Below are 14,766 nucleotides of genomic sequence, written 5' to 3'. Positions count from 1 at the left end.
TCATCGATCGTTCACCCCCCGCCTGGTGCCCATGCATCGAGCAGCGCCTTGGCTTGCAGCAAATCAACGCTGTCAAAGCCTTCGGTGAAGAAACTATAGATGTCGGCGAGCATCTGCCTGGCCGCCTCCTTGTCTCGTGTTTCCCATAGCTGAGCAAGGCTCACTGTGGCTCGTAGCTCGAGTGACTTTGCCCCTTGTAGTCGAGCGATCGAGATCGCCTTTTGAAAGCATGCTTGCGCTTGCTGCTGCACGGAAGAATCCTGTCCGTCTTCGCCCGGACATTGGAGGGTAAGAACTCCCTTGAGCCGGTACAGTTCTGCTTCGTAAAAGTGCTCACCTGTTCGGTTCACCATCGCCAGAGCGTCGGTCACGGCATCCAGTCCAGCCTGCGGTTGCCCGGCGCGTCCGTGAGCTGTGGCCAGCAGGGCCAGAAAATAAGAACATCCAAGCTCTGCTCCGGCTGCCTGGTAAGTGGCGATACTCTGGGTTATCTGAGCGATTCCTTCGTCAATGTTTCCCTGCTCGGCGCGAGCCCAACCCTGGAGAATATTTCCCCACGCCAAATAAAACGGAAACCCTTGTTCGAGTGAAAGCTTGATGGCGGCATCAGCACACTCTTCGGCGAGTCGTACGTCGTGCCGAAACTGTCCCAGTATCGACGTAGCAGACAGGGTGAAGGCCAGGCTGAACGGGTCGCAAATCTTATTGGCCAGAGCAAGGGCATCCCGGCTGCGCGTGCTTGCCTGATCGGGGAAACCCAAGTACCAAAGGCACCAGGCCGAAAATGTCAGGGTGTAGCCCGGATCCATGCCGTACGTAATGGCATATGTGTGATGACGGTCCGGGTTGTAGAGGTCACGCGCCCGCTCCAGGTGTTCAAGGGCATTGCGCAGATCACCCTGGAAAAGCAATGTCGCCCCGAGTGCGGCATGGGCTCCCACGAGCAAGTCCGGATTCTGCGCAGTTTGCGCAACACTGAGCAATCGCTCACCCAGTTCGCATGCAGTTGAGTATTGCGCACGCAACTCGTAGTACATCCGCAACCCCAGCAGCGCAGGGAAAAGCGCGTCGTCGCCTACTTGCGCACATAGCGCCAGTGCACGGGTGTAGGTGGCCTCCACCTCGGGCGCACCATAGCCGCGCACGGCCATCAGGGCCGGCCCCAGGCAGAGCAGCAACGTCAGTTCCTGATGAGCACGCGCGGGCGTGTCGGGCAAATGCTCGAGCAATTCCAGCGCCGCACCGAGGTGACGCATCGCATCGAGATGGGCGCAATGCTGGAGGGCCTGTTGCCCGGTACGCTGCAGGTATTCCACGGCCTTCGGAACATTGCCGCTCAGCCTGTAGTGGTGCGCCAGTTCGCTGCTGTAATCTGCGATGCGGGCGGGGAACAGTGCCTCAATGGCCTGCGCCGTGCGTTCGTGCAGTGCGCTACGCCGCTCCGTGAGTAGCGAGTGGCCCGCGACCTCCTGGGTCAGCGCATGCTTGAACGAATACTCCACCTCCGGAAATGCGGGCCGCTGGTAAATGAACTCCGCGGCCTCCAGTCGGGCCAGCAGATCGCGCAAATCGTCGTCCATCCGCGCGCCCTCACAGATGCGCTGGATCAGACTGAACGCAAACTCCTTGCCGATGACGGCGAGCGTCTGCAGCAATTCCTTCTGCGCAACGGGGAGCCTGTCGATACGGGCGGCGAGCACACCCTGCACGGTGGTGGGAATATGCAGCGCAGCCGGAGTTTGCTCGATCCGGTAACGGCCGGGTTCGCCGAGCAGCGATTTCTCCTCGACCAGCGTTTGCACTACTTCCTCCATGAAGAAAGGGTTGCCCTCGGTCTTCTCCAGGATGAGCTGTTTGAGGGGGACGAGGGTCGGATCGTCCCCAAGCAGGGCCGCGAGCAGTCCCTGGGCTTCGGCCGGGCCCAGCGGTTCGAGCCGCAGCAGGCTGCAATGACCCGCGTGCGTCCACGCAGGCTGATACTCGGGCCGATAGTTCACGAGGAGCAGAATCGGAGCACTCGCCACGCGGTCGATGAGGCACGCGAGGAATGCTTCGGTCTCGCGGTCCAGCCATTGCAGGTCCTCGAACAGCAGTTCGATCGGCTGATCGCGACTCTCGCGCGCCAGAAGCTGCGTAATCGCGTCGAACATGCGATCACGCCGGATCTGCGGATCCATTTCCGCGAGCGCCGAACTGCGCTCGCCGATACCCAGCAGATAGAACAGGTAGGGCACGAGCTCCTCGAAACTGCGCTCGAGCGTCAGGGCCTTGCCCATGACCTTTTCCCGGCACCGCCGTTCGTCGTCCAGGGCAGTGATCTGAAAGTAGTTTTTCAGCAGCTCGATGAGCGGAAAATAGGCAAAGGCCTTGCCGTGCGACACCGAGAATGTCTCCAGCACCAGACAGCCGCGCCGCGAGCGTTCCTTGAACTCATGGAACAGCCGCGACTTCCCGACCCCGGCCTCGCCTACCACCGCGACGACCTGCCCGCGGCCCGCCTTGGCCTGATCGAGCGCCTGATGCAGGTGGTCGAGCTCGACCTGGCGGCCGACGAACCTGGCCAGTCCGCGATGTGCCGCCAGTTGCAGGCGCGTGCGCAGCGCGCCGATACCCTGCACCTCGTACACCACGAGCGGCTCGGGGATGCCTTTGACCTGGGTGGCCCCCAGAGTCCTGAACTCGAAATAGCCCTCTGCCAGCTTGTAGGTGGACTCGCTCACCAGGATCGACGATGGCGCGGCGATTCCCTCCATCCGGGACGCAATGTGGATCGTGTGCCCCACCGGATCGTAATCGGTATGCAAATCGTCCGTGCGGATCGAACGCACGACGACCTCTCCGGTGTGGATGCCGACGCGGATTTGCAGCGGAATGCCTTTCTCCAGACGAATACGGTCGCCATGTCGGTGTATCGCCTCCTGCATACGCAGTGCCGCATACAGCGCCCGCTGCGGATGGTCTTCATGGGCGATGGGTGCGCCGAACAGCGCAAGGATGCCATCACCCAGCGTCTTGGCCACGTAGCCTTCGTAGTAGTGGACGGCTTCCATCATCAACGCGACGACAGGCTCGATCAGGCTCTGGGCCTCTTCCGGATCGAGGTCGTGGATCAGCGCCATGGAGCCGGCCATGTCGGCAAACAGCGCGGTGACGGTCTTGCGTTCACCGGCGGTCTCGCCCCGGGCTTCCATGGCCGCCTGTTCGGCGCGGATGCGCTCGGCAAGGTAATGGGGCGTGTAATGAATGGGCGCTGGAGAAGGCCCTGAAGCAGGCATGGGACGCGGTGATGGCGCAGCAGGCGCATCGGTTAGCGGTGCGCCGCATTCACTGCAGAATTTGGCGCCAAGGCCCGCCTCGTGGCCACAACGCGGACAGCTGCGAAACAGCCTGGTGCCGCACGCTTCACAGAAGCTGGCCCCGGAGGGATTCTCGAATCCGCAGTTTGCGCAGCGCATACGACCTCCTCCCTTGCCTGGTGCCTGCTTCTTAACATTAGGCGCCGAACCCGCTGGCGGCAAGACGCGACCGGATGAGAGTCTCTCCCTTGGTACCTATGCCTCAGGTGACTTGTGAATTCCAACCCTCCCGCCGCATTGAGGCAATGCGTTGCCATGAAGCGGGTCAGACGAGAAACCGGACGCCAGGCATAAATCGCGCACAAACAAAAACGCCACTCTATTGAGTGACGCTTTGGTTAATTCGCAGCAGCAAGCACCGGGATCACCCGCGACGGCTTGACCGATTTAAACGAAAAACTGGAGTAGATCTCTTTGACCGCCGGCAAGGTTTGCAGCACCTCTCGGGCAAACTCGCCGAAGGACTCCAGGTCCTTGGCCACCACTTCCAGCAGGAAATCGTAGCGCCCCGACACGTTGTGGCAGGCGACGATTTCCGGGATTTCCAGCAGGCGCTGTTCGAAGGTTCTGGCCGTGTCCTGGGAGTGGGATTCCATCATCACGCTGACAAACGCGGTGACACCGTAGCCGAGGGCCTTGGGCGAAAGAATCGCCTGGTAGCCGCTAATCACCCCGTTTTCTTCGAGGATCTTGACCCGCCTCCAGCACGGCGAGGTGGTCAGGGCAACGGCGTCGGCCAGTTCGGCGATGGTCAGTCGGGCATTGCCTTGCAGGGCGATGAGTAGGGCTTTGTCGGTACGATCCAGGCCAACAGGCATGTCTTGCCTCTCTATCTTGTTTTTATGGGTATTTATTCCAAATTACCCGTTATTCATGGGTCAGTTTGGAATTTATCGCGTTGAAATTGAGCATAGCATTGTAGGAAATCCGGGAGCGTTCACCATGAACAATAAAAACAATGACCTTGGCTTTTCCACCCGTGCGATCCATCACGGCTACAACCCGCTGGACAACAACGGCGCACTGATTCCGCCGATTTACCTCACTTCCACCTTCGCCTTCGCCACCGCCGAATACGGCGCCGGCTGTTTTGCCGGCGAAGAACGCGGGCATTTTTACACGCGTATTTCCAACCCTACCCTGGCACTGCTGGAGTCGCGCATGGCGACCCTGGAAAACGGCGAAGCGGCGGTGGCCTTCAGCTCCGGCATGGGCGCCATTGCCGCGACCTTCTGGACCCTGCTGCGGCCCGGTGACGAGATCATCGTCAACCGTACCCTGTACGGTTGCACCTTCGCCCTGCTGCACCACGGTATCGGCGAGTTTGGCGTCAAGGTGCGCCATGTCGACATGTCCAACCTGGCCGAACTGCGCGATTCCATCGGCCCTGCCACGCGCATGATCTATTTCGAATCCCCGGCCAACCCGAACATGCAGTTGGTCGACATCACGGCGGTGGCCGAAATCGCCGGTGAACACCGGGATGTCACCCTGGTGGTGGATAACACCTACTGCACCCCCTACCTGCAACGACCGCTGGACATGGGCGCCGACGTGGTGGTGCATTCGGCCACCAAGTACCTCAGCGGCCATGGCGACATCACCGCCGGTATCGTGGTTGCCAGCCAGGTACTGGCGGACCGGATTCGTCTGCAAGGGTTGAAGGATCTGACTGGCGCGGTGATGTCGCCCCAGGACGCCTTTTTGCTGATGCGCGGGCTCAAGACCCTGTCGTTGCGCATGGAACGCCATTGCAGCAACGCCCAGGTGGTTGCCCAATATTTGCAGGACCACCCGGCCGTCGAGTGGGTGACTTACCCCGGCCTGCCCTCCTTCCCCCAATACGAATTGGCGTCCCGGCAGATGAAATTGCCTGGGGGCATGATCGCCTTCGAACTCAAGGGTGGACTGGTCACCGGTAAGCGTTTCATGAACGCCCTGGAGCTGTTCAGCCGCGCGGTCAGCCTGGGGGACGCCGAATCCCTGGCCCAGCACCCGGCGAGCATGACCCATTCCACCTACACCCCTGAAGAGCGCGCTCGCCACGGTATTTCCGAGGGGCTGGTGCGCTTGTCGGTGGGGTTGGAAGACATTGCCGACCTGCTGGCCGACGTCACCCAGGCCCTGGACGCCTGCGCTTAAGGGAGGTTGAACATGGTCACACATAACCCCGTCAACGATGGCGACCTCAGTGCGCAAGACCAGGACCCGCAGGAAACCCGGGAATGGCTCGACGCCCTGGCCTCCACCCTCGCCGCCTGTGGCCCGGAGCGCGCCCGCTACCTGCTCAAGCGCCTGGAGGAATACGCTGGCGAGCACGGCATCAGCCGCGATGCCCAGGCGTTTTCCGCCTACCGCAACACCCTGTCCCTGGAGCAACAGGGCACCTACCCCGGTGATTTGCTGCTGGAAGAGCGCATCACCGGTCTGCTGCGCTGGAACGCCCTGGCCATGGTGGTCCGGGCCAACCATGCCTACGGAGAACTGGGCGGGCATATCGCCAGTTACGCCTCGGCGGCGGAAATCTTCGAGGTGGGCTTCCAGCACTTTTTCCGCGGTGATGGCGACGCGGGACAACGCAACGCCGACCTGGTGTTTTTCCAGCCGCACTCGGCGCCCGGAGTGTACGCCCGGGCCTTTCTCGAAGGTCGCCTGAGCGAAGAACAACTGGCCAACTACCGCCAGGAAATCAACGGCCCGGGGCTGTGCTCCTACCCCCATCCGTGGCTGATGCCGGACTTCTGGCAGTTCCCCACCGGCTCCATGGGCATCGGTCCCATCAGTGCGGTGTATCAGGCGCGGTTCATGCGCTATTTGCAGCACCGTGGCCTGGCGCAGACCGCCGGGCGTCACGTCTGGGGCGTGTTTGGCGATGGCGAGATGGACGAACCGGAGTCCATCGCCGGCCTGTCCCTGGCGGCCCGGGAGCAGCTGGACAACCTGACCTTTATCGTCAACTGCAACCTGCAACGCCTCGACGGCCCGGTGCGCGGCAATGGCCAGATCATTCAGGAACTCGAAGCGCTGTTCGCCGGTGCCGGCTGGAACGTGATCAAAGTGCTGTGGGGCTCGGAGTGGGATGCGCTGTTCGCCCGCGACACCGACAACGTGCTGCTCAAACGCCTGGCGGCCACCCCGGACGGCGAATTCCAGACACTCGGTGCCCATGACGGCGCATATAACCTGGAACACTTCTTCCAGAAGGACCCGCAAGTCCAGCGCCTGGTGAAGCATATGAGCGCCGAAGAGATCAATGGCCTCAAACGCGGGGGGCATGATTTTCGAAAACTGTATGCCGCCTTCGCCGCCGCCAAAGCCTGCAAGGGCCGCCCGACGGTGATCCTGGCGAAAACCAAAAAAGGCTTTGGCATCGGCGCGGCCGGTGAGTCGCGGATGACCGCGCACCAGGCGAAAAAACTCGATGTCGCCGCCCTGCTGACCTTCCGCGACCGCTTCCATTTGCCGCTGTCGGACGAGGACGTGGAGCAACTGCGTTTCTATCGCCCGCCCGAAGACAGCCCGGAAATGCACTACCTGCGCGCGCGTCGCCAGGCCCTGGGCGGGCCACTGCCAGCGCGCAAGAGCCAGGCGCCGAAGATCCCGGTGCCGCCACTGGAAGCCGCCGGCGGTTTTGCCTTGAACAGCGAGGGCAAGGAGATGTCCACCACCATGGCCGCCGTGCGCATGCTCACGGCCTGGCTAAAAGCCCCGCAGCTGGGGCCACGGGTGGTACCCATTGTGGCCGATGAGGCGCGCACCTTTGGCATGGCCAGCCTGTTTCGGCAAATCGGTATTTATTCGCCCCACGGGCAGTTGTATGAACCGGAAGACTGTGGCTCGATCCTGTCCTATCGCGAATCCCGGGACGGCCAATTGCTCGAAGAAGGCATCACCGAGGCCGGCGCCCTGTCGTCCTGGGTGGCCGCGGCCACCTCCTATTCGGTGCACGGCGAACCGATGCTGCCAGTGTATATCTACTACTCGATGTTTGGTTTCCAGCGGGTCGGCGACTTGATCTGGGCTGCCGCCGATCAGCGCTCCCGGGGCATTTTGCTGGGGGCCACCGCAGGCCGCACCACCCTCGGCGGTGAAGGCTTGCAGCACCAGGACGGTTCCAGCCTGGTGATGGCGTCGATGGTGCCCAACTGCCGCGCCTGGGATCCGTGTTTTGCCGGGGAACTGGCGGTGATCCTCGACCACGCTGCACGACGCCTGCTGGAAGAGCAGTGCGACGAGTTCCACTACGTTGCGGTGATGAACGAAAACTACCCCCAGCCGTCGATCGCTGAAACCCGGCATGCCGATATCCTGCGTGGCCTGTATCGGTATTCGAGCAGCAGCGCCGAGCCGTCGCGGATTCGCCTGCGGCTGGTGGGCTCAGGAACCATCCTGCGGGAGGTGATCGCAGCCAGCGAGATTCTGGCCCGGGACTGGGGCATCGACAGCGAGGTGTTCAGCGCCACCAGCTTCAGCGAACTGGCGCGTCAGGCCCGCGAGGTCGAGCGGGACAATCGGCTGGACGCCAGCGCCCGGCGCAGCAGCCAGCTGGACAAATACCTGGGCGGCACGCGGCCAATCATCGCTGCCACCGACTACATCCGCGCCTGGCCCCAACTGATCGCCCAGTACCTCGAAGCGCCCTACACCACCCTGGGCACCGACGGTTTTGGCCGCAGCGATAATCGACAAAACCTCAGGGCATTCTTTGAGGTGGATCAGCACAGCATTGTCATTGCCAGTTTAAAAAGTCTGGTGGACCATGACGGCCTCGACCCCGGCGTACTCGCCGACGCGATCCAGCGCTACAAACCCGCCCCTTCGCGCACCGCGCCCTGGGATCGCTGAATCACCTGCAACACCCTTTGAATCGTTACCCACAGGAGTAGTGTCTAGTCCTGAAGACAGGTCAGAAGGTGTAAACCTTATTCAGGACGAGACATACAGAACAACCAGCCACCACTGGCCGCCCTCGACAACCTGCAGCGGTGATTTATATTGGCAGCATTTCTAAAAGCATGGCGCCCTCGCTGCGGGTTGGCTTCGTCACTGCCGAACCGGCAGTGGCCGAAGCTTTGCTGCACTACATTGGTATTAATCGCCTGCAAGCCATGCCGCTACGGGCTTTACACGAACCTGCGGGAGGAAAACCTGCCAGCGACAGGAACGAGGTGATACCTCGTCTTTTGCATTCCCTGCAATAGTGAATTGTCATCAAAAAGATTGATAGCCGCCTAACGAAAGCCTCATGCTAGAGGGCTCGTTTCGAACTCATATCATTCCGAATGATAGTTACCTTTGCTTCATTCGATTCGTGCGATACAACCACGCCGAGCATTATCCGCCCATCTCAATACATTGGCGGATGCACTCATGGAACAGTCACTCAAACATATGCGCTTCCCCTTGGCCGTTCTGGCCTTGCTGGTGATGAGCGCCTGCGGCAAGACGCCAAACACTGCCGCCAGCATGCCAGCAGCCAAGGTCAGCGTGGCCAAGGTGCTGGAACAACCGGTCAACGAGTGGGACGAATTCACCGGTCGCCTCGAAGCCCCGGAAACCGTGGAAATCCGTCCTCGGGTGTCCGGCCAGATCGATGAAGTAGCCTTTATCGAAGGTGCACTGGTCAAGAAAGGCGACCTGCTGTTCCAGATCGACCCTCGGCCGTTCCAGGCTGAAGTCCGCCGCCTCGAAGCTCAAGTTGCACAGGCCCGCGCCAATGCCACCCGCAGTGAAAACGAAGCCCAGCGTGGCGAGCGGCTGCGGACCAGCAACGCGATCTCCGCCGAACTGGCTGACTCGCGCACCAGCGCCGCGCAAGAAGCCCGCGCCGGCGTCGCGGCAATTCAAGCGCAACTGGACGTCGCCAAGCTGAACCTGAGTTTCACCCGCGTGATCTCGCCCATCAGCGGGCGCGTCAGCCGTGCGCAAATCACCGCCGGCAACCTGGTGACCGCCGACACAACGGCCCTGACCAGCGTGGTTTCCACTGACAAGGTTTATGCCTACTTCGACGCCGATGAACGTGTATTCCTCAAATACACCCAACTCGCCCGCCAGGGCCAACGCGGTCAAACCACTCCGGTTTACCTCGGCCTGTCCAATGAGGACGGCAACCCGCACCAGGGTCAGATGAACTTCGTCGACAACCAGGTCAATCCGAAAACCGGCACCATCCGTGGTCGTGCCGTCTTCGACAACAGCAAAGGCGAATTCACCCCTGGCTTGTATGCCCGCCTGAAACTGGTCGGCAGCGGTACCTACTCCGCTGTGCTGATCAACGACGAAGCGGTCGGTACTGATCTGGGCAAGAAGTTCGTGCTGGTGATGGATGCCGACAACAAGTCGGCCTATCGCGCGGTCGAGTTGGGTCCGAAAATCGAAGGCTTGCGCATCGTGCGCAGCGGCCTGAACAAAGACGACACCATCATCGTCAAGGGCTTGCAGCGGGTACGTCCGGGTTCACCGGTCGCCCCTGAAGTGGTCCCCATGGCCAGCAACGAAACCCTCGCCGCTTTGGCGCAACAACGACAAGCACTGGAAGCCAGCAACCTGCCCCAAGTCGCGCCCGCCAAGAGCACAACTGGCGTAGCGGTGAAACTGGCCAGCGCTGCGACTCCACGCGGTTAAGGGGAGACAACTCCGATGAATTTTTCCCAATTCTTCATCTCACGACCGATCTTCGCAGCGGTGCTTTCGCTGCTGATCCTGATCGCCGGCGCCATCTCGCTGTTCCAGTTACCGATCAGTGAATACCCAGAAGTGGTACCGCCGACCGTGGTGGTGCGCGCCAACTTCCCGGGTGCCAACCCTAAAGTCATCGGTGAAACCGTGGCCGCTCCCTTGGAGCAAGCCATCACCGGCGTCGAGAACATGCTGTACATGTCCTCGCAGTCAACCGCTGACGGCAAGATCACCCTGACCATCACCTTTGCTCTGGGCACCGACCTGGACAACGCTCAGGTGCAGGTGCAGAACCGCGTCACCCGCTCCGAGCCCAAGCTGCCCGCAGAAGTGACCCGCATCGGCATCACGGTGGACAAGGCCTCGCCCGACCTGACCATGGTTGTGCACTTGACTTCGCCGGACAAACGCTACGACATGCTCTACCTGTCCAACTACGCCCTGCTCAACATCAAGGATGAGCTGGCGCGTCTGGGCGGTGTCGGCGATGTGCAGCTTTTCGGTATGGGCGACTACTCGCTGCGGGTCTGGCTCGATCCGAACAAGACCGCTTCGCGTAACCTGACCGCGACCGATGTGGTCAACGCGATTCGCGAACAGAACCGTCAGGTTGCCGCGGGTGCCCTGGGTGCGCCGCCAGCACCGAGCGCCACCGCGTTCCAGCTCTCGGTCAATACCCAAGGTCGTCTGGTCACCGAGGAAGAGTTCGAGAACATCATTATTCGCTCCGGCGAAAACGGTGAAATCACCCGCCTCAAAGACATCGCTCGCGTCGAGTTGGGCTCGAGCCAATACGCCTTGCGTTCCTTGCTGAACAACCAACCGGCCGTGGCGATCCCGATCTTCCAGCGCCCGGGTTCGAACGCTATCGAGATCTCCAACGAAGTTCGGGCGAAAATGGCCGAGCTGAAGAAGAACTTCCCTGAAGGCATGGACTTCAGCATCGTGTATGACCCGACGATTTTCGTTCGCGGTTCTATCGAGGCAGTGGTGCACACGCTGTTCGAAGCACTGATTCTGGTCGTGCTGGTAGTGATCCTGTTCCTGCAAACCTGGCGCGCCTCGATCATTCCGTTGGTGGCAGTGCCGGTATCGCTGATCGGTACGTTCGCGGTGATGCACCTGTTCGGCTTCTCGCTGAACGCGCTGTCGTTGTTCGGACTGGTATTGGCCATCGGTATCGTCGTTGACGACGCCATCGTGGTGGTGGAAAACGTCGAACGAAACATCGGCCTGGGCCTGACACCGGTCGAAGCGACCAAGCGCGCCATGCGTGAAGTGACCGGCCCGATCATCGCCACCGCGCTGGTGCTGTGTGCGGTGTTTATTCCGGCCGCCTTCATCTCCGGGTTGACCGGGCAGTTCTACAAGCAGTTCGCGTTGACCATTGCGATCTCCACGGTGATCTCGGCCTTCAACTCGCTGACGCTGTCGCCAGCATTGGCTGCGGTATTGCTCAAAAGCCATGATGCGCCCAAGGACCGCTTCTCGAAGGTCCTCGACGGGATCTTCGGTGGCTGGCTGTTCCGTCCGTTCAACCGCTTCTTTGATCGTGCCAGCCATGGTTATGTAGGCACCGTGAGCCGCGTGATCCGCAGCAGCGGTATCGCCCTGCTGCTGTACGCCGGCCTGATGGCGCTGACGTTCCTCGGTTTCTCCAGCACACCGACCGGTTTCGTGCCGGGCCAGGACAAACAATACCTGGTGGCCTTCGCCCAACTGCCGGATGCAGCGAGCCTGGACCGTACCGAGGATGTGATCAAACGCATGTCCGACCTGGCCCTGAAACAGCCTGGCGTGGAAAGTGCAGTGGCCTTCCCGGGTCTGTCGATCAACGGTTTCACCAACAGCCCTAACGCCGGCATTGTGTTCGTCACCCTGAAACCGTTCGATCAGCGCAAGGACCCGAGCCAATCGGCCGGTGCCATTGCCGGTGCCTTGAACGGCCAGTACGCCGGCATTCAGGAAGCCTACATGGCGATCTTCCCTCCGCCGCCAGTACAGGGCCTGGGCACCATCGGTGGTTTCCGCCTGCAGATCGAAGACCGTGGCAACCTGGGGTATGACGAGCTGTTCAAAGAAACCATGAACATCATCAACAAAAGCCGCAGCGTGCCGGAACTGGCCGGGCTGTTCACCAGCTATACCGTGAACGTGCCACAGGTCGATGCCGCCATCGACCGGGAGAAAGCCAAGACCCATGGTGTGGCCGTCAGCGACATCTTCGACACCCTGCAGATCTACCTGGGCTCGTTGTATGCCAACGACTTCAACCGCTTTGGCCGCACCTATCAGGTCAACGTTCAGGCCGAGCAACAGTTCCGCCTCGAGCCTGAGCAGATCGGTCAGCTGAAAGTGCGCAACAACAAAGGCGAGATGATCCCGCTGGCAACCTTCATCAAGGTCAGCGACACCTCGGGCCCGGACCGCGTGATGCATTACAACGGCTTTATCACCGCTGAAATCAACGGTGCCGCAGCCCCTGGCTACAGCTCCGGCCAAGCCCAGAAAGCAATCGAGAAACTGCTCAAGGACGAATTGCCTAACGGCATGACCTACGAATGGACCGACCTGACCTACCAGCAGATTCTCTCGGGTAACACCGCGCTGTTCGTGTTCCCGCTCTGCGTGCTGCTGGCGTTCCTGGTACTGGCCGCACAATACGAGAGCTGGAGCCTGCCACTGGCGGTGATCCTGATCGTACCGATGACCCTGCTCTCGGCCATCACCGGTGTGATTGCTTCGGGTGGCGACAACAACATCTTCACCCAGATCGGCTTGATCGTACTGGTGGGACTGGCCTGTAAGAACGCGATTCTGATCGTCGAGTTTGCCAAGGATAAGCAAGAGGAAGGACTGGACCCGCTCAGTGCGGTACTGGAAGCCTGCCGTCTGCGTCTGCGGCCGATCCTGATGACCTCGTTTGCCTTCATCATGGGTGTGGTGCCATTGGTCTACTCCAGCGGTGCCGGTGCGGAAATGCGTCACGCCATGGGTGTGGCGGTGTTCTCCGGGATGCTCGGGGTGACCTTCTTCGGTCTGTTGCTGACACCGGTGTTCTACGTATTGATCCGACGTTATGTGGAGCGCGGCGAAGCACGCAAAGCGGCCAAGGCCCTGAAACTGGAGGAGCAACAATGAGCCTGAAAGCCTTCCTGCCGAGCTTGCTGGCACTAGCCTTGAGCGCCTGTGCCGTGGGCCCGGACTATAAGACCCCTGCCACGGAGCCGGCCAACATCACGGCCGCCACCGATGGCGCTGCCGGTCAGAAGAACTTCGACCGTGCACGTTTCGAAGGCATCTGGTGGCAGCAGTTCGACGATCCGACCCTCAACCAGTTGGTGACTCGATCCTTGCAGGGCAACCGTGAGTTGCGTGTGGCCTTTGCCCGCTTGAAAGCGGCTCGAGCGATCCGCGATGACGTCAGCGATGACGCCATGCCGACCATCACCAGCCGCGCCAGCAGTAATCTAGGCACGGCTCAGCAACCTGGCATCACTGAAAAGCGCGTGCACACCGAACGCTACGATCTGGGCCTGGACATGGCCTGGGAGCTGGACTTGTTCGGACGTATCCAGCGCAATCTGGAAGCCAGCGATGCCGACACCCAAGTGGCCGCCGCCGATCTCTACCAACTGCAAGTCACCATGATTGCCGAGTTGGTGGATGCCTACGGGCAACTGCGCGGCGCGCAACTGCGGGAAAAGATCGCGCTGGCCAACCTGAAGAACCAGCAGGACTCGCGCAAAATCACCGAAAGCCTGCGTGACGTCGGCGTCGGTGACCAGCTCGATGTGGTGCGTGCCGATGCCCGCCTCGCGGCGGTCGAAGCCAGCGTGCCGCAATTGCAAGCCGAGCAAGTGCGCGAGCGTAATCGCATCGCCACCCTGCTCGGTGAGCGCCCGGACAAACTGAGCGTGGACCTCAGCCCGGCGAATCTGCCGGCGATTGCCAAGGCATTGCCGATTGGCGATCCGGGTGAGTTGCTGCAACGCCGTCCAGACATCCTCAGCGCCGAGCGCAAACTGGCGGCAGCGACGGCGCGAATCGGTGTGGCCAAGGCCGACTTGTTTCCCAAGGTCAGCTTGAGCGGTTTCCTCGGTTTCACTGCCGGACGTGGCTCGCAGATCGGTTCTTCGGCCGCCAACGCCTGGGCGCTGGGCCCAAGCATCACTTGGGCAGCGTTCGACCTGGGCAGTGTGCGGGCTCGCTTGCGCGGTGCCAATGCTCAAGCCGAGGGCGCGCTGGCGACCTATGAGCAACAAGTGCTGTTGGCACTGGAAGAATCGGAAAATGCCTTCAGTGATTACGGCAAACGTCAGCAGCGCCTGATTTCGTTGATTCGTCAGAGTGAATCAAGCCGCGCTGCTGCCGACCTGGCGGAAATTCGCTACCGCGAAGGCACTGCGGACTTCCTCGTGTTGCTCGACGCGCAACGCGAACGTCTGGCTGCCGAAGATTCCCAGGCCCAGGCCGAAGTCGATCTGTACCGCGGCATCGTCGCCATCTACAAAGCCCTCGGCGGCGGCTGGCAGCCAGAGACGGTTGCCAGTAGCAACTGATTCAAACACTTCTTTGGTTGGCCGCAACCAGCCATTTTTCAGCCCCGCGCCTCATTCGGTCGCGGGGCTTTTTTTGGGGTTTTCCATAGATGATCGTTCCCACGCTCCTGCGTGGTAACGCATCCCGGTGACGCTCTGCGTCACATGGACGCGGAGCGTCCAGGGCG

General features: G+C 61.2%; 7 protein-coding genes. 5 read left to right on the top strand and 2 right to left on the bottom strand.

From position 1 onward, the window contains the following. Positions 1-11: 11 nt before the first annotated feature. Both AC07UI_RS24020 and AC07UI_RS24015 read right to left on the bottom strand, forming a co-directional pair. Entirely contained in the window at positions 12-3,455 is a 3,444-nt protein-coding gene (locus AC07UI_RS24020; RefSeq protein ID WP_494994853.1) for an adenylate/guanylate cyclase domain-containing protein, read from the bottom strand. 239 nt (positions 3,456-3,694) lie between these two features. Continuing rightward, on the bottom strand, positions 3,695-4,174 hold the full coding sequence (locus AC07UI_RS24015) for an Lrp/AsnC family transcriptional regulator (protein ID WP_494994852.1): 480 nt from the start codon (positions 4,172-4,174) through the stop codon (positions 3,695-3,697). A 124-nt stretch (positions 4,175-4,298) separates the two neighbouring features. On the opposite strand from AC07UI_RS24015, the gene AC07UI_RS24010 reads away from it, so the two are divergent. The 5 genes from AC07UI_RS24010 to AC07UI_RS23990 all read left to right on the top strand — a co-directional run bounded on the left by AC07UI_RS24010 (position 4,299) and on the right by AC07UI_RS23990 (position 14,599). Next, positions 4,299-5,498 carry a methionine gamma-lyase gene (locus tag AC07UI_RS24010; RefSeq protein ID WP_494994851.1) on the top strand — a complete coding sequence of 400 codons (1,200 nt, stop codon included), beginning with the start codon at positions 4,299-4,301 and terminating at the stop codon, positions 5,496-5,498. Between the two features lie 12 nt (positions 5,499-5,510). Beyond that, entirely contained in the window at positions 5,511-8,201 is a 2,691-nt protein-coding gene (gene mdeB / locus AC07UI_RS24005; protein WP_494994850.1) for an alpha-ketoglutarate dehydrogenase, read from the top strand. Between the two features lie 525 nt (positions 8,202-8,726). Continuing rightward, positions 8,727-9,983, top strand: a complete 1,257-nt coding sequence (gene mexE / locus AC07UI_RS24000) for a multidrug efflux RND transporter periplasmic adaptor subunit MexE (protein ID WP_494994849.1) — start codon at positions 8,727-8,729, stop codon at positions 9,981-9,983. Positions 9,984-9,998: 15 nt separating this feature from the next. Further along, positions 9,999-13,178, top strand: a complete 3,180-nt coding sequence (locus AC07UI_RS23995) for an efflux RND transporter permease subunit (protein ID WP_494994848.1) — start codon at positions 9,999-10,001, stop codon at positions 13,176-13,178. Further along, positions 13,175-14,599 (top strand): efflux transporter outer membrane subunit, encoded by a 1,425-nt coding sequence (locus AC07UI_RS23990; protein ID WP_494994847.1) that lies wholly within the window; start codon positions 13,175-13,177, stop codon positions 14,597-14,599. Before AC07UI_RS23995 ends, AC07UI_RS23990 begins: the two co-directional genes overlap by 4 nt. The last annotated feature ends 167 nt before the right edge of the window (positions 14,600-14,766 follow it).

The sequence above is a fragment of the Pseudomonas sp. GW821-FHT04C07 genome (assembly GCF_059420325.1).
This window is presented reverse-complemented; position numbering and strand designations above follow the sequence as displayed.